Consider the following 22,715-nt stretch of genomic DNA (forward strand, 5'->3'; position numbering starts at 1 on the left):
CAAGACACTGCCTCGAAGCCGCATCTCTACCGGTTTATCGTCCGAATACTTACAGGCGTTGCTCAAGATATTCTTGATCGCTATCTTCAATAAATAGGGATTGGCACGGATCATATAAGAGAAATTATCCGGGGAGAATGAGATCCGGGCCGAGGAGAACTGCATCAAGAAGTCCGCTAGGAAGATCGTCTCCATCGCGCTTTTCTGGATCTCCTTATCCCCGTGCGACAGGAACAGCAAGTGTTTGATCAATTGTATGATACGGCTCGTCTCCGTGGCGATACGTCTTAATGCCGCTTGGTATTCCTCCGGGGAGCGCTCTTTCAGCAGGCTGATCTCGCATTCGCCTTGAATGGCTGTCAGTGGATTGTTCAACTCATGCGAGGCGTTGCTGATAAACGCTTTCTCGCTTTGGTAAGCAGCGTCGATCCGGTCTACCATCCGGGTCGCGTATAGTCTGCCGACAAAATAGATCAATACCGAGCTAACCAATATCAATCCCAGCAACAGCCAGCCGATCCGATGCTGGATATCCATCCCATACTGATTCCCGGAAAGGACAATCACGATGAAATTCCCCTCGTTGTCCGGATAATACAAAGCCGCTCCCATTTGCGTATCGTGCTTGAAGTGAACGATATCCTCTTGGTATAGAGATCTCACCTGCGTGGCGTCCAGATAACGGGACAGTACTTGCCGGGTCTCCAAGCTATCGGCGTTCAGCAATATCTCGGTAGCGACGGGAAGGGTTTCCTCGTAACGCTGTTGGATACGGGCATAGCTCTCGTCGTCGGTCTCGTCCTTCTCCCAATGCTTCTGTGCCGTGGCATAGGCTTTTTCCGTCAGGTAAGAATAGTACAGGCGAGAGATATAGCTCGTGGAAACCAAATAGAAGACAAGCGTCACGACGGCTATCACGCCTATGGTAATGGCCGAGTAAAAGAGAGCGATCTTGTTTCCTGTCTTCATGCTTCCATCATATAGCCCACACCCACCACGGTATGGATTAGCTTAGGTTCGAAGTCTTTGTCTATCTTCGTGCGCAAATAATTCACGTAGACATCAACCACGTTCGTATTGGTATCGAAATCCTTGTCCCAGACATTCTTTAGCAAGTTCATCCGGCTCAAGGCCGTTCCTTGGTTCTGTATGAAATATTCCAAGAGCCTATATTCCTTTACGGTCAAATCGATGACCTGCCCATTCCGTATAGCCCGATGGCTTGGAGGATCTAAGACCAGATCCCCGCACCGAAGAGCCATATGGACGGATTCGTTTCCCGATCGACGTAATAACGCCTTTATGCGGGCCTCGAGCTCTTGGAAGCTGAAAGGTTTTACCAGATAATCATCCGCCCCGGCATCCAGCCCGCTAACGATATCCTCGGTGGTTCCCAAGGCGGTCAGCATGATCACGGGAGCATGGTAACCGAACCGTTGCCGGTACTGTTTGCAAAGTTGCAGGCCGTTCATCTTCGGCATTATAATATCCAGAATCAGCAATTGGAAATCGTTCTTCTGTGTCAGTTCCCAACCAGCGGCACCGTCATAAGCGACATATACCTCATGTCCGAACTCCCGCAAGCCTCTTTCTATAAAAGAGGCGATGTTTACCTCGTCTTCTACTAATAATATCTTCGCCATTGTATCGTATGTATTAATAAGAATGTCCATCATTAATAATGCGTACTTAGGGTGATGCTAATCGTATCACAGAGGTGAAACGTTCTTTTCACGGTTGTGATACGATCGTTTCACCTCTGTGATATGATCTTTTCACAGCCGTGAAAAGATCAGTAAGTATAATCCTTTCGCATAATAACTCCAGTCGCCCTCCCTAATAGTTCCGGACTTTCTTGCTACAAATATAGCAATTACAACCTACGTTGCACTAATTTACCGTTCTTATCATAAAGCATTCGTCGATAAAAAGCCTCCACCATCAACGGAAAGACAAAGAGGGTGAAGAACGTAGCTCCTATTAATCCGCCAATGATCACGATCGCCAAAGGACGCTGGCTTTCCGATCCGATACCGTGGCTCAAGGCGGCCGGAAGCAGGCCGATAGCGGCCATGGAGGCGGTCATTAATACGGAACGTACCCTTGATTTCACGCTCATCTTGATCGAATCTTCCAGAGGATGCCTCTCCCGCAGGTTATTCTTGATGTCCGATATCATGATCACGCCATTCTGTATACAGATACCGAAGAGGGCGATAAAGCCGATACCGGCGGAGATCGAGAAGTTGAAATTCGTGATTAATAGGGCCAAGATACCTCCGACAGCGGCGTAAGGCACGTTCAATAAGACCAGTCCGGCATCCCGGGCGTTGCCGAAAAGGACGAATAGGATCACGAAGATGATCGCTATACTTACGGGGACGACTTGGGCCAAGCGTTTGGTAGCCCGTTGTTGGTTCTCGAAATCTCCGGTCCATTTCAAGGTATAGCCTTCGGGGAGCTTTACCTGCCTCTCCACTTTCCGCTGGGCTTCAGCCACGGCGCTACCCATGTCGCGGCCCCGGACCGAGAATTTCACGGCGCAGAAACGAGCGTGGTTATCCCGGTAGATAATCAACGGGCCGGTAATCGTATGGATATCCGCCAGCTCGCGGATAGGAATCATGGAACCATCCTTTGCCGGAACCAGTATCTTGCCTATCTCATTCTCGCTACGGCGGAAAGCAGATTCGTAGCGGACCATGATATTGAACTTACGCTCGTCCTCATAAAGCAGGGAGGCGCTCTTACCTCCTATCGCCATCTCGATAATGGATTGTACATCCTCCTTGGCCACGCCGTAGCGGGCTAAACGAGACTCGTTCAACTCGATCCGTAGCTCCGGCTGGCCGATATTCCGGATAACGCCCAGATCCTCGATACCGTCTACGGTCTCCAAGACCTTGAAAACCTCTACCGCCTTTTTCTCCGACTCGTATAGATCTTTACCGAAGACTTTCACGGCGATGGAACCTTTCACGCCGCTGGCCGCTTCCTCTACATTGTCCGAGATAGGCTGCGAGAAGTTAAAATCCACGCCCGGATAGATCGCCAGATCCTCTTGCATCTTCTCGATCAGGCCCGCTTTCGAGCGTTCGCTTTCCCACTCTTTCTCGGGATATATATCCACATGAAACTCGATGTTGTAGAAACCTGTCGCGTCCGTGCCATCGTTCGGCCGGCCGGTTTGCGATAAGACCTGACGAACCTCCGGATAAGCCGCCAGCTTCCGGCGCATCTGGTTGGCCAACGTAACGGATTCATCCAAAGATATACTTTGCGGTAAGGTCGCACGGATATAAATAGAGCCCTCGTTCAGTTGCGGGAGAAACTCGCTGCCCAACAAGGTGAAGCACCAGATACCTACGGCGGCTACCAACGTGGCGAACGTGATCGTTCGCTTCTTACGGGCGTGGCACCAGTCGAAAATACCGATCGACTTCCGATTGATCCATGCGAGGAACGGATTATGTTTCTCACGCACCTCTTTCTTTAATAGCATGGAAGATAGGACGGGTACCAATGTCAACGTAAAGATCAATGCTCCCAACAAGGCGAACCCCAAGGTATAAGCGAGCGGGCTGAACATCTTTCCTTCCACCTTCTGGAAAGAGAAGATCGGGACCAAGGCTGTGATGATAATCAGCTTAGAGAAGAAAACCGCTTTCGCACGGTCCTTCGCCGTATGACGGATAATACCCATCTTACTCATCAAATTAAAAGCGGGCATGCCTACTTCACGGGCTTTCCGGTCCAATGCCACGAAAAGCCCCTCCACCATCACGACGGCGCCATCGATAATAATACCGAAGTCGATCGCTCCCATAGATAAGAGGTTGGCGCTCATCCCCATCGCCCGGAGACAAATAAAGGCGAAGAGGAGTGCCAACGGGATAATGATCGACACGATCACCGTCGTACGCCAGTCCGCCATGAAGATTAATACGATGAAAGTTACCAGCAGAATACCTTCCGCCAGATTATGTGTTACGGTCTTGACCGCCAGATCTACCAGATTCTCACGATCGTAGAACGATACGATTCGCACGTCTTCCGGCAAGGCGTTTTGTTGGATATCCTTGATCTTATCCTTCAAGGCGGCGATTACCTCGCCGGGGTTCTCCCCTTTTCGCATGACAACGATGCCTTGTACGACATCATCTTCCTCCATGCGGCCCACTTGCCCTAGGCGGGGAAGACTGGATTCGTGTACGGTAGCCAAGTGCTTGACAAGGATTGGCGTGCCATTGATATTTTTTACGACGATGTTCTCGATCTCTTTTACATCGTTAATCAAGCCGATACCCCGCACGACATAGGCTTGCGAGCTTTTCGTGATCACGTCGCCGCCTACGTTGATATTACTTTTTGCGATAGCGTCATAAAGTTCCAAGGTCGTTACCCCGTAACTGATCAGTTGATTCGGGTTGACGCTAACCTCGAAAGTTTTTACCTCTCCTCCGAAGCTGACGATATCCGCTACACCGGGTACAGCCCGCAACTTCCGCTCGATCACCCAATCCTGCAAGGTCTTCAATTCCCGGACGGAACGCTTATCGCTACGTAATGTATAGCGGAAGATCTCGCCGGTCGGACCATATAAGGGCTGCACTTCCGGCGTGACCCCTTCCGGCAGGTCGGCGTCGTTCAAGAGATTATAAACTTGCTGGCGGGCGAAGAAATCATCCACCTTATCTTCGAACATCACGTTGATGACGGAAAGACCGAAAAGGGTCGTGCTCCGGATATCCGTCTTTTTCTGTACTGGGTTCATGGCGATCTCGATCGGGATCGTGATAAACTTCTCGATCTCCTCGGCGCTCCTGCCCGGCCATTGGGTGATAATCGTCACTTTCGTATTCGTCACATCCGGAAACGCGTCGATCGGCGTATGGATAAAGCTGGTGATACCGGCGATTACGGCGATCGTGGTACAGAAGAAGATAAAGAATTTGTTCCGGAGGGAGAACGTTATGATATTATCTATGAATGTGTGCATATCGTCTGGTTACTTTAATTCGTTATACACCAAGAGAGCGTTCCGATCTACGATCCGATCCCCATCCTTCAAGCCGGATCGCAGGTAACAGAACTTCTCGGTTTGCTTATACACCGAGATCTCACGCATTTGCAAATATTCCTCCTTCGAGACATAGACAACGTATTCTTTACCATCCTCGAAAATCACGGCATGGGCGTTTACGCAAGGCATACTTTCTCCTTTTACCGCGCTCTGTACATATACGTTCGTAAACATTCCGGGTTTAAGCATATACTTCTCGTTCCTTAATTTGACTCTTACGCTCATGGTCTTACTTTCTCGGTCTAGCATATGATAGACCTTATCGATCGTTCCCGTAAACTCCATATCCTTATAGGCCAAAGTGGTGATACGAACGGTTGCCCCCTCTTTTACCTTGCTGATATCTCCCTCATAGACATCGGCCATCACCCAGACATCGTCGAGACCGGAAATGGTAAACATCTCCTCCCCTTGATCAGAACGGATCTGCATATCCCTGTTTATATTCTTATCGATGATAAAGCCGGAGACCGGCGCTTTCACCACATAGGTAGATGGGTCTGTTATGTTATAAATGGAATACATTTCTTGAATACGTTTGGTCTCGGCATCGGCATCGGCTTGCTCTTGCTGGGCTTGCAGGAAGTCCCGGTCGGAAGCCATACCGCTCCGGGCCATATCTTGGGTAGCCTCCAAGTTACGGTTAGCGATAGCCAGTTGATGCTCGGCCTCCTTTCGCTGCTTGTCGATATCAGCGATCTCGCCGCTCCGGATCACTGCTAGGACATCTCCTTTCCCTACGTAATCGCCAACTTCCGCATGAACGGAGGTGACATTTCCACCAAACATCGGATACACATGGGCCACTCGCTCCGGATTGAAACTGACACGGCCATTGAGCAACAACTCGTTGGTTAATGGTGTGTCACGAACCGTATCCAGTGTTATAATCTCCTGTAAACTGTCATTTAATAGTAAAGGTTCCCGGGTATCGACCGAGGTGGTCGCCTGTTTCCCGCAGGAACATACCAAGGGTACTAAAAGGATGCATGTGATTAGATGCTTATTCATATCATTTGATTTGCTTTTAATAGTTGAATACATGGCTACCCGTTACGGTATTTACCTCCTCCAAGGCCAGTAACACTTCTTTTTGAGTTTGGTAAAGTCGCAGGCAGGTTGTTTTGTAGGTCTCATAATAATCGATAAACTCAAGGAGACTGATATTCCGTTTTTGGAAATTCAAGTTCACGCCTTCGATAATCAAGGCGAAATCCTTCTCCAATCCATAGTTCGAGGAACGATAGAGCTGAATCGCCTTTTCCAACCGGGCATAGCTGGTGAATAATTCATTCTCGGCTTGTCGACGGGCGTATTCTTCCTTATGGGCCTTTTGAGCGACGGATATTTTCGCCGCCCTGATATTCCCTTGATTCCGGTTAAATATAGGGAGAGAGACGCTCAAGCCGATCGCCCAATAATCATTGATAAAGTTACCCGCCTTATCATACGTACCCTTTACGCTCACTTCCGGGAAAGCGAGGGAACGTTGTAATCTCACGTCCGCCTCCGAAGCCTTGACGCTTGCTTGCGCCAACTTAAGATCCGGACGTTCGTATAATAAAGAGGTCAATTCAGAGAAAGGAACGGAGTCCATATCGATCTGGTTCAACACAGACTCATCGAATATCGGCTCGAAGGTATCATTGCCGGATATTCCTAGTAAAAGCCGCATGTCTCCTTGAAGGGAGATAACTTGGTTGGCGATATCATTCCGCTCTTGCCGTAAAGAGAGTAATAGGGCCTCGATACGGGACTTCTCTAATAAAGAAACATTCCCTTTCTCATTCTGCTCCTTGAGAACCACCAACAGATGAGCCAATGAATCAATCTCACGATCGTAAATAGATTGGGATTTCTGGGTGAAATAAAGCGCTATGAATTTCTCCTTCAACTCGCTCCGGAGGGTTCTCAATACCTCTTCGAATTGGTAAAGGGCCATTTCCTTATTGATTTTCTCCAAACGGACACGTTTGTTTCGCTGACCGGCAATATAGATCAACTGTTCCACCTCTACGATCGTTTCCCCTTGTTTCCCGAAATCAAAGTAACGTCCGTTCAACCGGTTATAAACATTTTGCTCCAAAGAGACCACGGGATTCTCGAAAAGTTTGGCCTGTACTACTTGGGCCTCGGCTATATCGATATTATACCGTTCGGCTATCACTTCCAGATTGTGTTCAGAGAAACGTTGCTCGGACTCTTTCAAGGAGAGGGAGACAACAGAGGCTTTCGCCCCAGAGAAAAGAAGAGATAAAAAAAGTAAAAGAGTGACTCGTCTGTCCATTTGCGTTAAATTTTACGCAAAGGTAGAAGTCACTCTTTTATCGCTTATGAATATTTAGTTAGAATACTCTTAGGCCAAATTAGAAATTTATTAGAGAGATTTAAAGTATAATATTGTTTTCTTTAATCCTTCCTCCAAACAAACCGTAGGTTCCCACCCATCTAATTTCTCTTTGGCCAACGTAATATCGGGCTTACGTTGCTTGGGATCGTCTCCCGGCAACGGGCGGTATACGATCTTAGAGGAGGAGTTTGTCAAACGGATCACGATCTTGGCCAACTCGTTCATCGAGAACTCTCCCTGATTTCCGATATTTACCGGGCCGGTAAAATCATCCGAGGTATTCATCATGCGAATCATCCCCTCGATCAAATCGTCTACATATTGGAAACTACGAGTTTGGTTTCCATCCCCATAAATCGTAATGTCCTTATTTTGTAATGCCTGTATAATGAAATTAGAGACGACACGGCCATCGTTCGTACTCATATTAGGCCCATACGTATTAAAGATGCGGATGATTTTAATGCGAACCTTGTTTTGGCGATGGTAATCCATAAATAAGGTCTCGGCGCAACGCTTGCCCTCGTCATAACAAGAGCGAGGCCCTATCGGGTTGACATTTCCCCAATAGCTTTCCGGCTGCGGGTGTATCATGGGATCTCCATACACCTCACTGGTAGATGCTTGTAATATCTTAGCGTTCACCCGTTTTGCCAGACCTAACATATTGACCGCTCCTAACACGGATGTCTTGATCGTCTGTATCGGATCTATTTGATAATAAACTGGAGATGCGGGACATGCCAAATTATAAATCTCATCGACCTCGGCTTGGAACGGTATAGAAACATCATGCCTGATCAACTCGAAATGTGGATTTTTCAGCAGAGGAATCACATTCTCCTTACTTCCCGTAAAATAGTTATCCAGACAAATTACTTCATTTCCTTCTTCTAAAAGACGGGCACATAAATGAGAACCGATAAAGCCGGCGCCCCCGGTGATAAGTATTTGCTTCATTATATTAAATTTATTTCGTGAATTTCACCCTATAAGGTGGATCCGGACGTAAATAATCTATATCCAGATAAGGAATCTTAGGATAGATCAAGTCCAGATAGCGGAGGTCTAAGGGGCCGGGAACGACTTCTATCCGTACCTTAGCGACACCTTTATCGATAAAATCCAATATCTCGGCGGCGCTCGCTGATACATCAATGATTCGTTTTCTATAACGAGGTCCACGATCCGTTACGCATACAATGGTACTTTTCATATTCTCCAAGTTCGTGACTCTTAAAAAAGTACCAAAAGGATACGTACGATGCGCGGCGACTAATTCTTCTTTATCATGAACCCTTCCACTGGATGATTTCCTGCCGTGGAAACGATGATGGTAATACGAAGCAAGTCCTTCCTCCTGTGCCCATATTCCTTCTCCACACTTAACTGCGGCAAATATAAGTAATATGTAGAACAAGCGGAAGGACATGTACCTTTTTTTAATCAATTATTGAAGCATTTTTCCATTATATTCTCCGTTCAAAGTCCTTAGAAAAACAACGATTTTTTCAACTTCTACATCATTGATCTCCTTTCCGATCTGGAACTCATGCATGATACGGATCGCATCCTCTACAGAGGCTACCGTTCCGTCGTGCATGTACGGATAAGTCAGCATCACGTTACGAAGTGTCGGGGTTTTGAACTTATGACGATCGGATTCTTTCTTAGTCACGGCATAGCGTCCGTTATCACCGTCCGTCAACCCTGTATTCCGGTAATCGAAATAGCTGTTCTTGATACCCATGAACTCGTAAGATTGACCACCGACATTTACACCAACGTGACAAGTAGCGCATTTATTGTCCTTGAATAGTTGATAACCCTCTAATTCTTCCGCTGTAAGCGCGTTTTTATCTCCCATCAAGTATTTGTCGAAACGACTCGGCGTAAGCAAGGTCTTCTCAAACTCAGCGATAGCGTCCGTGATCGTAGATTGAGAATAACCTTCCGGATACACTTCCGTGAATTTCTTCGTGAAATCCTTATCTTGCGCTAAAGCCTCGCAAATCTGGTCGAATGAGGTACAACCCATTTCCACTGGGTTCAATGGAGGACCAGCCGCTTGCTCTTTTAGGTCTGCCGCACGTCCGTCCCAAAATTGAACGAAATTAAGCGCCGCATTATATACGGTCGGAGCGTTAACACCACCGAACTGTCCATTAATACCTTCCGAATATTGCTTACGGTCTACACCACCTGTGTTCAATCCGTGGCAAGTAGCGCAAGAGATCGTATTGTCCGCAGACAAACGAGTATCATGATACAGGGCAAAACCCAACTCTACCTTCGCCGGATCTGTAGGCAAGCTCTTCATTAGAGGCTGAAGAGGCTCATTCTTAAATTCTTCCGCTACGGTTTCGGTCGTGAAACGATCTTTACGGACATTCTTCGCCCATGAGATGATCACCGCTTTCTCATTGTCGTCAAGGCTGGTTCCCCAGTGCATCGGCATATGGGAATACTTAGCCGGGGGCATAGAGCCGCTTAGGGCCGTATTCTCCACCTTCGCCAAATCAACCTCTGAAACGGGCTGCCCGTTCTCCAAGGCTTCCACCATAGCAGTCAAGTCCACATAGTGAACGGCCTCCTTCATGTCTGCCTGTACTACGGGACCGATCAACGGTAAATTACCGTAAAATGGCAGAGGCGCATTTTCAGAGTGGCAGGCCAAACAGTCGTTTTCCCGCAGGATAGAGGCCACTTGCTTACCTTCATTGTCGGCAAATTTCTTGTATTCGGAAGAACCGCACGAGGTAACCGCAAAGGCTAAAGCGCAGAGTCCTACCGGTAATGCCGTCATTTTAGCATAAATTGTTTTACGCATAACTATATTTATTTAGATTTATTAAGTGCAAATATAGAACAATTCACTTACATGTACCCTAAAAGCCTTGGATTTCATTGATCAGTTTTATCTATGGGAAGATAAATAGAATCTATGCGGTAGGCTTCCATCCGCAGCATTGCGGCAAGCTCCTTCCTATAATGCCCAGTATGAGGTTCTAACAATGGGCAATATAAGGATGTTACAATGCCCATTATAAGCAGCTAACAATCGCAGTTATAAGCAGCCGCCAATCGCTATGTGGATAATCCGATTTTTTTATATAGCTTTGTCTCATTATGTATAATCAATAAATTATAAGGCAAAGATGTTTAAGAACAAAGTTGTATGGATTATCATCGCTATCGTAGCGATATTATTCTTTTGGGTGAAAGGCGTGTATAATAATATGGTAACTCAAGACGAAGGCGTGAAAACCGCATGGAGTCAAGTTGAGAACCAATATCAACGCCGTATGGATTTGATCCCGAATCTCGTAAATACGGTAAAAGGATACGCCGCACATGAGAAAGAGACTTTAGAAGGTGTGGTCAACGCTCGTGCCGAGGCGACGAAGACTACGATTGATCCTTCTAACCTTACGGAGGAATCCTTGAAGAAATTCCAGTCCGCACAGGGTGAGTTAGGAAATGCCCTCTCCCGTTTGATGCTTGTTTTAGAGCGTTATCCAGACTTAAAAGCGAATCAAAACTTTATGGAGCTTCAAGCGCAATTGGAAGGGACCGAAAATCGTATTTCGGTAGAGCGTAAACGTTTTAACGAGGTAGCTCAGTCTTATAATACCTATATTCGCCAATTCCCGAACAATATTTTGTCCGGAATGTTCGGCTTCCAATCGAAAGCTTATTTCGCCGCTGAATCCGGTGCGGAAAAGGCTCCTAAGGTAGAATTCTAATAGCCATTCGCTGAATGAGTGAGATAAAGAATATAAGATCTAGACGCAAGTGTCCGGTAAGCCTTTTATGGATCAGTTTATTGCTGGTTGGTTTTGCCTCCTCTATTTTCGCGGCAAAGGATTATTCGATCGAGACCATTCCGAACGTACGTCTTTCCAACCGGTTGAACCATGTCAGTAATCCGGATGGTATCATTACCCCGGATGACGCGGCACGTATCAATCAATTATTAAATGTAGTGGAAGATAGTCTCGGTATCGAGGTAGCTGTCGTTGCCGTGAATAGCATCGGGGATCAGGATGCCCGGATGTTCGCTACGGATTTATTCAAACATTGGGGATTGGGACAAAAGAGCAAGGATAATGGTTTATTGATCCAGTTGGTGACGGAACCTTCCCAACGTTCGGTCGTTTTCGAGACGGGATATGGTATCGAGGGTGTCCTCCCCGATGCGATTTGCTACCGGCTCCAGCAGCGGTATATGATGCCCGATCTAAAGGCCGGGAATTATAGCGCCGGCATGTTGAAAGGAGTCATGGCGGTTACCAAGTATTTAATGTCCAGCGACTATGAACGGGCAGGCATGACTGGCAACCGTTCTTCTTCCTCGTCCGATGATGATTTTATGTGGATATTCGTGGTGGGGATTATCGGGATGATCGGTTTCTCGGCGTTTATCGCATACTTAAAGTATCGTCCGAAGGTATGTCCCCGTTGTGGAAAGAAAACCTTTGTGTATATGGGGCAGCAGGTGATCCGGGAAGCGACTCGTTTCTCGGAAGGTCTGGCCGAAGATGTATACCGCTGTAAGAGTTGCGGGTATACAGAGAAAAAAAATCGTACCATCGACCGCATACACCGAGGAGGAGGTGGCCCTATTATTATGGGTGGCGGTGGTGGTTTCGGAGGTTTTAGCGGAGGCGGCGGTGGCGGCTCTTGGGGAGGTGGAAGCTCCGGGGGTGGCGGTTCGATCAGTCGTTTCTGAAAATACGATTATTCGCATTATTTTATACAAGCGGTCACGTAAAACCTTATGTGACCGCTTGTGTTTTCGTATCTTATTGCTCTTTCAGATAGTAGTCGGAAAGTATATCCCGTACCTTCTCGGGAGTAACCCTTCCATAGACCTTCCCGCCGATCATGACCACCGGAGCTAATCCGCAAGCACCGACACAGCGTAAGCAATCCAAGGAGAACAAACCGTCCGGTGTAGTCTCTCCTACCTTTATTTCCAATTGACGTTGCATTTCTTCCAGAACATTTTCTGCGCCACGCACGTAACAGGCCGTTCCCAGACAAACAGAGATGGGGTATTTCCCTTTGGGGGTCATCGTAAAGAATGAGTAAAAAGTAACTACGCCATATACCCTTGAGACCGGGATATTCAATTCGGCGGCGATAACCTGTTGGACTTCCGGTGGTAAATATCCGAACAAGCCTTGGGCGGCGTGCAAGATATTGATCAACTCCCCGGGATCGTTGTTGCGTTCAGCGCATATCGCATGTAGCTCCGCTACTTTTGTTTTAGGCAAATGTATCTCATTCATGGCTTATTTACTTTTTTCGGTTTCTATATACATACCGATTACTTCCTTACGATCTATGTAATGGGTATGCAGTAATTTATGGGCTTTCGGTCCGCAAGGCTCTCCCAAATACTCGCTGTATAATTGCTGGATATACGGATTCTCATGGCTCTTGCGAAGCGGTTTGTTAGCGTCTTCCCGGTAAAGAGCGGAAGCACGCCGGCGAAGTACCTCCATACGGCCTCGGTGGAACGGTTGTCCACCACCGCCGATACAGCCTCCCGGACAAGCCATCACCTCGATCGCATGATAAGGAGAGGTACCGTTCTTCACCTCCTCGATCAATTTGCGGGCATTCCCCAGACCATGAGCGATACCGATCTTTACCGGAGTCCCATTAAAATCGATCGTAGCGCTACGAATACCTTCCAGCCCGCGTAACTCCTCGAAGTCCACTTTATCCAGATTTTTCTTCGTATATAATTCATAAGCTGTACGGCAAGCGGCCTCGATAACACCGCCGGTAGTACCGAAGATCACGCTCGCTCCGGTAGATTCACCCAACGGGCTATCGAACTCACCATCCGGCAGTTCATTGAAATCTATATTCGCATAACGGATTAAACGGGCTAACTCACGGGTATAGATCGAATAATCTACATCGGGATTACCTTCCACGCTAAACTCCGGGCGGCTAGCCTCATACTTCTTCGCCAAACAAGGCATGATAGATACGACTACCAAATCCTTACGGTCCACTCCCAACTTCTCGGCGAAATAACTCTTGGCGATCGCTCCGAACATTTGCTGCGGGCTCTTGGCTGTAGATAAATTATCCCGTAACTCGGGGAAATGTTGTTCCACAAAGCTAACCCAACCCGGACAACAACTCGTCATTAACGGTATTTTCACCTCTTTGTCTCCATTTAGGTAACTACCTAGGCGATGTAATAATTCCGTACCCTCTTCCATAATGGTCAAGTCGGCGGCAAAGTCCGTATCGAATACATAATCAAAACCCAATTGACGCAAAGCTGAAACCATCTTGCCTGTAACCAATGTACCCGGCTCATACCCGAAATCACGTCCCAACGCTGTGCGAACCGCCGGCGCTGTCTGGGCGATAACAATTTTAGTAGGATCGGCCAAAGCGTCCAAGACCGGCTGTTGCGTATTACGTCCGCTAAGCGCGTTTACAGGACAGACGGATACGCATTGTCCACAATACGAACAGGTACTTCCGGCCATATCCCGTTCAAAAGCAGTCGATACGGCCGCGTTAAATCCACGGTTCACGGCAGTCAAGGCGCCAACTGTCTGTATCGTATTACACATGGTCTCACAGCGGCGGCACATGATACATTTGTTCATGTTCCGCACAATGGAAGGGGAACGGTCTATCGTAAATGTGGACATCTCTCCCTTATACCGGATCTCACGGATTCCTAAGTCATGTGCGATCTTTTGTAACTCGCAATGTCCGTTGCTGCTACATGTCAGACATTCCGCCGGATGATTCGAGAGGATCAGCTCCATCACCGTCCTACGGGCATTCATCACCCGGGGGGTATGTGTCCGTACGACCATGCCTTCCGTACATTCCATCTTACAGGATGGGGCTAGATTTCTACGTCCCTCGATCTCTACGACACAAATACGGCAAGCTCCCGGATTATTCTCGTAGTGCAAGTCCTCCAGTTTCATATAACAGAGTGTCGGGATGTGGATACCTACACTTTTTGCCGCATCTAAAATGGTGGTTCCTCTCGGCACTTCCACCTCTTTATTATCTATGATTAATTGAATTGTTTCCATGCTTATAAATAAATTTAGTGGACATAAATCGCTCCGAACTTACACTTCTCCATACAGGTACCGCAACGGATACAAGCTTGCGGATCGATAATATGAGGAATTTTCCGTCCACCTGTAATCGCATGCACCGGACAAACACGGGCACAGAGCGTACATCCTTTACATTTCTCCGGATTGATGAAATATTGAGTAAGTTCCCGGCATTGATGAGACGGACAACGATGCTCCCGGACATGCGCCAGATATTCATCGTAGAAATTATCCATCGTAGATAAAACCGGATTCGGAGAAGTCTGTCCCAAGCCGCATAAAGCGGTATCCTTAATCACCATCGCCAGATTCCTTAGACGGGTCAAATCCTCTTCGGCTCCGTTTCCACTCGTAATTTTCTGCAATATCTCATGTAAGCGTTTATTACCGATACGGCACGGTGCGCATTTACCGCAAGATTCCTCGACCGTAAAGTCCAGATAGAACTTAGCCATGGCTACCATACAATCATCCTCGTCCATGACGATCATACCTCCGGAACCCATCATGGAACCAGCGGCAAGCAAATTATCATAATCGATAGGAAGATCAAGATGCTTTTCAGTCAAGCAACCTCCTGACGGGCCACCAGTTTGCACAGCCTTAAACTTCTTTCCATCCTTGATACCTCCCCCAATTCCAAAGATAACCTCACGCAAAGTCGTACCCATAGGAACCTCGATCAGCCCCACATTGTTTACCTTTCCAGCCAAGGCGAACACCTTTGTTCCTTTGCTTTTCTCCGTTCCGATACTACTGAACCATTTAGCGCCTCTTAACAAGATCACCGGGATATTTGCGTAAGTCTCTACGTTATTTACATTGGTCGGACAACCTTTATACCCGTGTTCACTAGGGAACGGCGGCTTTACGGTAGCCTCGCCTCGCAAACCTTCCATACTGTGGATCAAAGCAGTCTCCTCTCCACAAACAAAAGCTCCGGCACCGTACCGGATCTCGATATCGAATGAGAAATCAGTCCCAAATATATTCTCGCCCTGCAATCCATATTCTTTCGCTTGCCGTATGGCGATTTTCAAACGTTCCACGGCTAGCGGATATTCGGCACGGATATATACCAAACCTTTGCTAGCTCCCGTACAATATCCATTAATCGCCATAGCCTCCACAATCGAATGCGGGTCGCCCTCCAATATGGAGCGATCCATAAAAGCGCCCGGGTCACCCTCGTCCGCATTGCAAACCACGTATTTTTGAGGTGCTTGTACCTTACGGGTAATCTGCCATTTCAAACCTGTGGGGAAACCACCGCCCCCACGACCCCGTAAACCGCTATCCATGATTTCCTTGATTACTTCCTCGGGAGTCATTTCCACAAGGGCTTTTCCTAACGCTACATAGCCGTCACGAGCGATATACTCATCGATATTCTCAGGGTTGATAAAGCCACAATTTCGAAGGGCGATTCGTAGCTGTTTCTTATAGAATCTGATATGCTTGGAGTCCGGAACCAGCTCACGGGTCTCTGGATTCATATAAAGTAACCGTTCCACTTTACGGCCTTTTACCAAATGCTCCCGTACGATCTCGTCCGCATCCGATGGTTGAACTTGTACGTAAAAAGTGTTATCGGGGATCATCTTAACCACCGGACCCTTCTCGCAGAAACCGAAGCATCCGGTACGGATCACTTGTGTATCCTCTAATCCGTATTGCTCGACGGCGGCTCTCAGATTCTCGATGATCTGCTCGCTTTGTGATGCACGGCAACCTGTGCCACCGCACACCAATATATAATTCGTGTATTGTGCCATTTATGTAAGATATTAAATTTCTTATTCGGGTTTTACGGTGGTGTAAGTTACAGGAATGATGCCGTCTACCAAGATACCCTTACGGATATACTTATCTATGATCTCTTCTACTTTTGCCTTATCAACATAACCGAATACCAACGGCTCCTGACCCGGAAGCTTGATTTCGATAGTCGGTTCCGCATAACAATAGCCCATGCATCCGGTTTGAGTTACCAACGCATCGATTTTCTGCCGGTCTAAAACCTCGATAAAATAACTCATTATCTCCTTGGCTCCGGCAGCTATACCGCAAGTGGCCATAGAAACCTTAATTTGTACGAGCTGATCAGGGGTATTGCTTTTTTCACGCAGATCCAAAGACGCACGAAGAGATTCACGCATTTTCTTGAGATCATCTAATGTCTTTACTTTGTTCATGGTCATATTCTATTATTTAAGGAAAACACCGTAATGTCATTTGCACAAACATACGGAATCTCTTTCAAATAATATCATATTTCCGTGAATTTTTCTTCGACACGTGATTGAGATATCTTGGAATTGGGAGGTACACTATGGGTGAGCCAGATGTTACCCCCGATAATAGATCCTCGGCCAATAGTGATCCGTCCTAATATGGATGCGTTGGAATAAATGGTCACATAATCCTCGATGATCGGATGACGGGGTAAATCTATCGGAAGTCCTTCCTCGTCCAGCGTAAAACTCTTAGCTCCTAACGTCACACCTTGATAAAGGCGGACATGGTTTCCGATAATGGCGGTTTGTCCCACGACAATACCCGTTCCATGATCGATACTGAAATATTCTCCGATCTGCGCCCCGGGATGAATGTCGATCCCGGTTTGCGAGTGTGCCATTTCCGTAATGATACGCGGGAGTACCGGTACGCCTAGCTCGAATAATTCATGAGCGACCCGTTGATGTAAAAGCGCGTAGACCGCCGGATAACAGAATATAATCTCACTCACGCTCTTGGCTGCCGGATCACCATCCAAGATGGCCTTTACATCGGTGGACAGTAAATATTTGATATGAGGAATCCGGTTAATAAAAGCGATCGAGATCTCGGAAGCCCGGTCCTTGGAATCACAACAACGCTCTACCTCAAAACAAAGTCCATTATATATTTGCTCTTGCAAGAGATCATAGATCTTTTCCAAATAGACTCCCGTATAATATTGGATAGAGCCTAATTGAGCCTCTTGTTCCGTACCAAAGAATCCGGGGAAGATAACCGTACGTAATAGGCGCATGATCTCATGCAACGTAGCGACTGAAGGCGATGGCTTCTGATGCAACGGGATATATTTGTATTCCGGTAGATCAGGAGCCGACAGCCGTTCTACGTTCTTCTGTATCTGTTCTAAAATCGCTGTTCTATTCATCTTTAATTATCCCAAGTAGGATCGTAACTGATTAATGAGTTAGAGGCATTGCCCAAACCGATATAGATATAATTATCCAAGACATACATGCAATGTACAGACCTGTTAGCCGCTGGTAACTGGGATTTCTGGCTCCAGTTCTGAGAGTCCGGATCATAGCGCCAAATATAACCGTCCCCGTCTACGCCATATACGTAATTACCATAAGCGATAGCACATAAAAGCATCCTTCCGGGGAACGAAGCCTCCTTTTCCCAAGCTACAGCGTTCTTGTCTGTAGACCAAAACTGTGTCGTATATTCCAAAGAAGGATCCGCTTTATTAATAATCCCCAGTCCGGCATATATACGGTCACCAATTACAACGGATATTCCGCCGTATTGTTTAATCGGGAAATTAGATTTCTTGCTCCAAACGAAAGCGCTCGGTTCATAAGTCCAGACTTCATCGATTAGTTCGTTACCTCTACGTCCACCTATGAGGAACGCCTGATCTTCCATTCTGCAACATGCCGCCCGATACATACCTTTAGGCCGTTGCTGGTCTGTTTGTACGGCGCTCCAAGAATTATCGGACGTGGAGTATACATATAAACTGTCACATATCTTTCCCGTGTTATCTAAACCACCAAAAGTCCATAGGCCAAATCCGATACTGAAACATGCTTGGCCCGATAATTTCTCAGGCTGAGACCTTAAGGGCAACCATTCTTTCTTAGAGGTCATATATCCCCAAAACTCATCGGTGTATTCCCTACCCGTGTCACCGCCTAATAAGAATCCCGTGCTATTAGCCAAGGTACAGAAAGAGGTAGATCCCGGTATCCGGAAAGCTCCCTCAAACCTTGCCCCTACTCCAAATATATCCGGAGTTTGGAAGCGAACTTCCTCTCCGTAAGCGATACCATTCTTATTTTTAGCGTAAGCTCTTAAATAATAGCTCGTGCCTCCTCTCAATTCCTTTATCGTACCCGTAAACGCTTGTGTACCGGAAGAAAGAGCTACCGCTCCTTCACAATTACCAAAGGCCGGACTAGGACTAGTTCCCCAACATACACCAGCCTCTGTAACCGGTGAGGCACCTTCGGCTAAGACCTCTCCTCCTACCCATGCGGTACCGTTTTTAATAGTAGACACCTCCTTTGTATTGACTGTAGGCAACTCACTTTCCAGAATCGTATGGATACCTTCGCCTGCGCTATAGGTAGTACCTAAAGCGTTTGTCGCATAAGCACGTACGTAATACCCTTTCTGCTGTTGCATATCATAGATTTTCCCGGCAAATTCTCCGATACCCGCTCCGCAAATAATCGTATCCCCATTTTCTATTGTCGGTGATTTATCAGTACTAAAGCAGAAACCACATGCCGTGATCGGAGAATCTCCCTCGCTTATTATTTCCATGGAGAACTCCGCATAGGTAAACTCTGTCGCTATTTTCTTGAATTTGTTATCATCTAATACAGGACGACCATTCGTAGTCTTAAAGGTCTCGACTTTCGCCCCGTTATACTCACCATATTTACTTTTTGCGTAAGCTCTAACGTAATAGGTAGTTTCCGGTTTTAAATCGGAGATCGTACAATAGAACGAATCGGCTTCCATGTCTATACGAATCGTGGAGTCAGATGCTGAAGGCTCCGGATTCAGCATTAAGTAAATACCCCTTTCCTCGATTTCGGCTTCTCCTTGTTTGGTTATCATACCTCCGCATTGAACGGAAGTAGACATCACGTTGACTGGAAATAAGGTCTTAACGCTTCCTAATCCATCTTTCGTCTTAAAAGGTAAAATCTCTCCATAAGCGGTATCTACCGCATTGATCGCATAGGCCCGGATATAGTAATCCAGATCATTGGTTAAGCCCTCGATCGTAGCCTCATATTTTACCTTACGCTTGGATACGGCTTTTTTATTTTTCTCTATCACAGTAAAGGTAGATTCCGTGCTCCAACAAAAACCGGCCTCTGTCACGGGAGCGCCGTTTTCTTGCAGGACCTCCCCCGATACTGTCACTGAACTAGCCGTGGACTTCAATATCTCGTCTGTCTTAACAGACGGTTTTTTAGCGTTTCGAATGCCACCATCTATATCCGGATCATTCACGCATCCGGCCATTAATAAAGCCGCAAATAGAATAGAGAAGAGTGAGTATATATGTTTCATAAATAATCAATATTAAAAGAATACACCTAAGCCAGCGTTTAGATCCAAGTACTTAAAATTAACCGTGTTGCATCCAACGCTAATAAATACAGAGTTCGTTATTTTCATCATCAAGTCAACCTCGGCAGCGACCCCTTTGTATGAGGAATCAATATTCCGGCACCATACCTCTCGTGTACTGTCGTAGTTTTCATAGGAATGGGTCGTGAACGAATGTAGTAAAGCTCTTTCACCATATCCCAAACCAACGGAGGCATATAACCACGGAAAGCATTTTACGATTAAACCGGCCGTTCCGGCTATACTATTTGTCTTCGAGGATTTACCTGTATTAAGCTCATAAGATTCCCCTTCCGAATTAGAGAACTTAATAATCTGCCCTTGGTTATTACATTCGTCCGTATAATTCATAAAAGACATATTCGTCTTGAAACGGACATACCAACCGAAGCGTTGCCCCATACCTCCTACCGTGATTCCATAAGGAGATTCGATCGAATACGAGTATCCCGCGAAAAACTCCATTCGTTTCTTAGGGGATACCGCCGCGGAATCTATTGGTTGGGCCTCCGGTTCCGCCGGCTTTAACAACATCTCTTGGTATTCTTTCCAATAGGTTGCTAGCTCCTCACTTTTAGGGGTTCCGATACCTTCCGAATAATAAATGATTAATTTAGAGATGGCATCCGGATCATCTTCCGTAGCTTTGACCGTCAGGCAGTTTAAACATTTATTCATCAAGCTACGCATGGAAGGCCGCATTCGCTCGTTGGAAAGCCAAATCGTAGTCAGCTGATCAATACTGTATGCGTCGCATTGCGATACGCCTTCCTCGTACCACATTTTAGCGTCACTATAATCAAGACGTTTCATCGCTTCATCTCCCTTACGGTTGTATTCCGTACGCTGTTGCGCCAGCAGTCCGAGGGGAAATACCGCACATATCATCAATATCCAAAGTCTTTTCATATAATAGGTAAATACATGTTTAGTTGTTCATAATATTACAATCAATAATAAGTAAGGCCTTCGCTAATCAATGATCCGTCAGAATTATAAATATCAAACAAATTGTCTTCCCGTTCGAATGCCCGGCCGTTATCCGCGATACCGACACTTAGGTATTTGCAAGGAATACGTTCCTCGGCTTTCGAATCGATCGCCCCGTATCTGTTATTTGACTTCTTGCGTACGATCTTATATCGTCCGAAAGCCATTTTCTCCTCATACAGGGCCTTTTTGTCCGCTATACGTTTCTCCTCGGTTTTCTCATCGCAAGCGATGATCAACCGGACTACCTCTTCCGTAAGTTTCGTATCCTTTGCCTCCGACAAATCTTTCTTAGCTCCCGAATAATCAGCTTTGGCCATTTTTTCCTTACCGGAGGCGATTAACGAGTTATATTTCTCATTCATCTCATTTTCCGATGGCTGATCCGGGAGAACATTCTCTTCTATCGTATGCTCTGTTTCCATAGGTCGTTTCTCTTCCACTTTAGGCTCTTGTTTCTCCGCTTCCTTTATCTCAGAGATAGGAGGTTCCGTTTGTAGAACCGGGTGATCTGGCATTTCTACTTCTTTTGAGACATTGCTATCCGGCTCCACAGCTGAAGGTAAATCAATACTCTCGACAACCTCTTTTGTGGGCCTATTGCTATGCACTAAAAGAGCCGTAGCGGATCCTACAACGACAAATATAGCGATTCCGATAGGAATTATTTTCTTTCTGGAATTATTCTTTTCTGTTATTGGCTCCACGGCAGGTGGATTAGCCACATTGACAACAGTCTCTTCATCATCCGATCCTACTAATTTAGAATCTACAGGTGATGAATAAACCACCGTTGTTTCCTCATTCACAATCTCGGGAGATGGACTTGGGACAACCTGAACTTCCTTTTCCGCTTGAGAAAAATCCAAAGACGCCAACATCTCGCCCACCGTCTCAAAGCGATCCGCAGGAATGATTTGCATCGCTTTTATGATAACAGCCTCTGTTTTCGGGCTGATCGCCGCATTGATTTCAGAGGAGTTTCGCAAAGGACGTGCGGCACGTAGTATAGATTCTGTAGGGATTGTTCCCGTTAACAGATTATACATCGTGGCTCCCAAGGAATAAATATCCGGACGGGGTGAGAATACTTGTATTCCTTCGTTATCGTATTGCTCTATGGATGCGAATCCTTTGGAAAGGGTTAACATCGTAGTGCTGGTCTCCTCCTGCTCGATATCGTAACGTTTGCTGACTCCGAAATCGATCAAGCGGGCGTTCCCGTTCTTATCGATCAAGATATTGCTAGGCTTGATATCCAGATGCAAGATACTCTTATCATGAACGAATTGTAACGCCTCGCCAATTTGCCGTACATATTTAAGGACCGTAGCTTCGGGCAATATCCCGTTTTTCTCAAGCATATATTTTAGCGAGAAGCCGGAAATATACTCCATGGCAATATAAGCCGTATTGTTTTCCTCGAAAACCTCCAACACGTTTACGATATAGGGATGGTGAACTTCCGATAGGATCTTTGCCTCTTTGATCAGTTTTTCCTTGAACTTGTTAAATAAGACCTTTCCCGTCTCCGAATGTACTTTTACGGCTTGGGAACCGGGTTCTCTATAACAATAATCCTTGAAGAAATATTCCTTGACACAGATAGGGACCTCCGTCTTTACGGTACCTAAAGATCCTTTAACCTCTGTGTACCAAACTCCTCTGTAGGTTATGCCAAAACCACCTTGACCAACCACATGAGTAAGTCTGTATTTTCCGTTTTGAAGAAGATGTCCGTCTGGCAGATTCATAACCTTGAATAATTCCATTTAATCTGCCA

18 protein-coding genes are annotated in these 22,715 nt (G+C 46.4%); 2 read left to right on the top strand and 16 right to left on the bottom strand.

What is annotated here, in order from left to right; translation table 11 throughout:
• The 8 genes from QVP94_RS11765 to QVP94_RS11800 all read right to left on the bottom strand — a co-directional run.
• Positions 1-969 (bottom strand): sensor histidine kinase (locus QVP94_RS11765; RefSeq protein WP_288213260.1); only part of this gene is annotated, 969 nt, incomplete at its 3' end.
• The gene (locus QVP94_RS11770; RefSeq protein WP_005857016.1) at positions 966-1,643 is read right to left on the bottom strand and encodes a response regulator transcription factor; all 678 of its coding nucleotides are present in this window, start codon (positions 1,641-1,643) and stop codon (positions 966-968) included. The genes QVP94_RS11770 and QVP94_RS11765, both read right to left, overlap by 4 nt.
• A 230-nt stretch (positions 1,644-1,873) precedes the next feature.
• The gene (locus tag QVP94_RS11775) at positions 1,874-4,999 is read right to left on the bottom strand and encodes an efflux RND transporter permease subunit (RefSeq protein ID WP_009017428.1); all 3,126 of its coding nucleotides are present in this window, start codon (positions 4,997-4,999) and stop codon (positions 1,874-1,876) included.
• Positions 5,000-5,008: 9 nt separating this feature from the next.
• On the bottom strand, positions 5,009-6,094 hold the full coding sequence (locus QVP94_RS11780; protein ID WP_022192671.1) for an efflux RND transporter periplasmic adaptor subunit: 1,086 nt from the start codon (positions 6,092-6,094) through the stop codon (positions 5,009-5,011).
• A gap of 16 nt (positions 6,095-6,110) precedes the next feature.
• Positions 6,111-7,370, bottom strand: coding sequence for a TolC family protein (locus QVP94_RS11785; protein WP_009275923.1), 1,260 nt, complete (start codon positions 7,368-7,370; stop codon positions 6,111-6,113).
• Between the two features lie 90 nt (positions 7,371-7,460).
• Positions 7,461-8,393 (bottom strand): UDP-glucuronic acid decarboxylase family protein, encoded by a 933-nt coding sequence (locus tag QVP94_RS11790; RefSeq protein WP_008779858.1) that lies wholly within the window; start codon positions 8,391-8,393, stop codon positions 7,461-7,463.
• A 10-nt stretch (positions 8,394-8,403) separates the two neighbouring features.
• Positions 8,404-8,865 carry a septal ring lytic transglycosylase RlpA family protein gene (locus QVP94_RS11795; RefSeq protein ID WP_005857026.1) on the bottom strand — a complete coding sequence of 154 codons (462 nt, stop codon included), beginning with the start codon at positions 8,863-8,865 and terminating at the stop codon, positions 8,404-8,406.
• 18 nt (positions 8,866-8,883) lie between these two features.
• Positions 8,884-10,263 (bottom strand): cytochrome c peroxidase, encoded by a 1,380-nt coding sequence (locus tag QVP94_RS11800; RefSeq protein ID WP_009017426.1) that lies wholly within the window; start codon positions 10,261-10,263, stop codon positions 8,884-8,886.
• Positions 10,264-10,591: 328 nt separating this feature from the next.
• Between QVP94_RS11800 and QVP94_RS11805 the strand changes: the two genes are divergently transcribed.
• Both QVP94_RS11805 and QVP94_RS11810 read left to right on the top strand, forming a co-directional pair.
• Positions 10,592-11,179, top strand: coding sequence for a LemA family protein (locus QVP94_RS11805; protein ID WP_005857030.1), 588 nt, complete (start codon positions 10,592-10,594; stop codon positions 11,177-11,179).
• A gap of 14 nt (positions 11,180-11,193) precedes the next feature.
• The gene (locus tag QVP94_RS11810; RefSeq protein WP_022192672.1) at positions 11,194-12,165 is read left to right on the top strand and encodes a TPM domain-containing protein; all 972 of its coding nucleotides are present in this window, start codon (positions 11,194-11,196) and stop codon (positions 12,163-12,165) included.
• Between the two features lie 73 nt (positions 12,166-12,238).
• On the opposite strand, the gene QVP94_RS11815 is transcribed toward QVP94_RS11810, so the two are convergent.
• The 8 genes from QVP94_RS11815 to QVP94_RS11850 form a co-directional block, all read right to left on the bottom strand.
• Positions 12,239-12,727 (bottom strand): NADH-quinone oxidoreductase subunit NuoE family protein, encoded by a 489-nt coding sequence (locus tag QVP94_RS11815; protein WP_005857033.1) that lies wholly within the window; start codon positions 12,725-12,727, stop codon positions 12,239-12,241.
• A gap of 3 nt (positions 12,728-12,730) precedes the next feature.
• Complete coding sequence (locus QVP94_RS11820) at positions 12,731-14,521, bottom strand: NADH-dependent [FeFe] hydrogenase, group A6 (RefSeq protein WP_005857035.1); 1,791 nt, start codon at positions 14,519-14,521, stop codon at positions 12,731-12,733.
• A 14-nt stretch (positions 14,522-14,535) separates the two neighbouring features.
• Positions 14,536-16,326, bottom strand: a complete 1,791-nt coding sequence (locus QVP94_RS11825) for an NADH-ubiquinone oxidoreductase-F iron-sulfur binding region domain-containing protein (RefSeq protein ID WP_022192673.1) — start codon at positions 16,324-16,326, stop codon at positions 14,536-14,538.
• A 21-nt stretch (positions 16,327-16,347) separates the two neighbouring features.
• Positions 16,348-16,746 (bottom strand): (2Fe-2S) ferredoxin domain-containing protein, encoded by a 399-nt coding sequence (locus tag QVP94_RS11830; RefSeq protein ID WP_005857039.1) that lies wholly within the window; start codon positions 16,744-16,746, stop codon positions 16,348-16,350.
• 74 nt (positions 16,747-16,820) lie between these two features.
• Entirely contained in the window at positions 16,821-17,717 is an 897-nt protein-coding gene (locus QVP94_RS11835) for a serine O-acetyltransferase (protein WP_005857041.1), read from the bottom strand.
• 2 nt (positions 17,718-17,719) lie between these two features.
• The gene (locus QVP94_RS11840; RefSeq protein WP_022192674.1) at positions 17,720-19,882 is read right to left on the bottom strand and encodes a Kelch repeat-containing protein; all 2,163 of its coding nucleotides are present in this window, start codon (positions 19,880-19,882) and stop codon (positions 17,720-17,722) included.
• A 12-nt stretch (positions 19,883-19,894) separates the two neighbouring features.
• On the bottom strand, positions 19,895-20,851 hold the full coding sequence (locus tag QVP94_RS11845; RefSeq protein ID WP_036629346.1) for a hypothetical protein: 957 nt from the start codon (positions 20,849-20,851) through the stop codon (positions 19,895-19,897).
• A gap of 41 nt (positions 20,852-20,892) precedes the next feature.
• Entirely contained in the window at positions 20,893-22,686 is a 1,794-nt protein-coding gene (locus QVP94_RS11850; RefSeq protein WP_172606887.1) for a serine/threonine-protein kinase, read from the bottom strand.
• Positions 22,687-22,715 lie beyond the last annotated feature (29 nt).

The sequence above is a fragment of the Parabacteroides sp. CAG:2 genome (genome assembly GCF_000436315.1).
GTDB classification, from domain to species: domain Bacteria; phylum Bacteroidota; class Bacteroidia; order Bacteroidales; family Tannerellaceae; genus Parabacteroides; species Parabacteroides distasonis.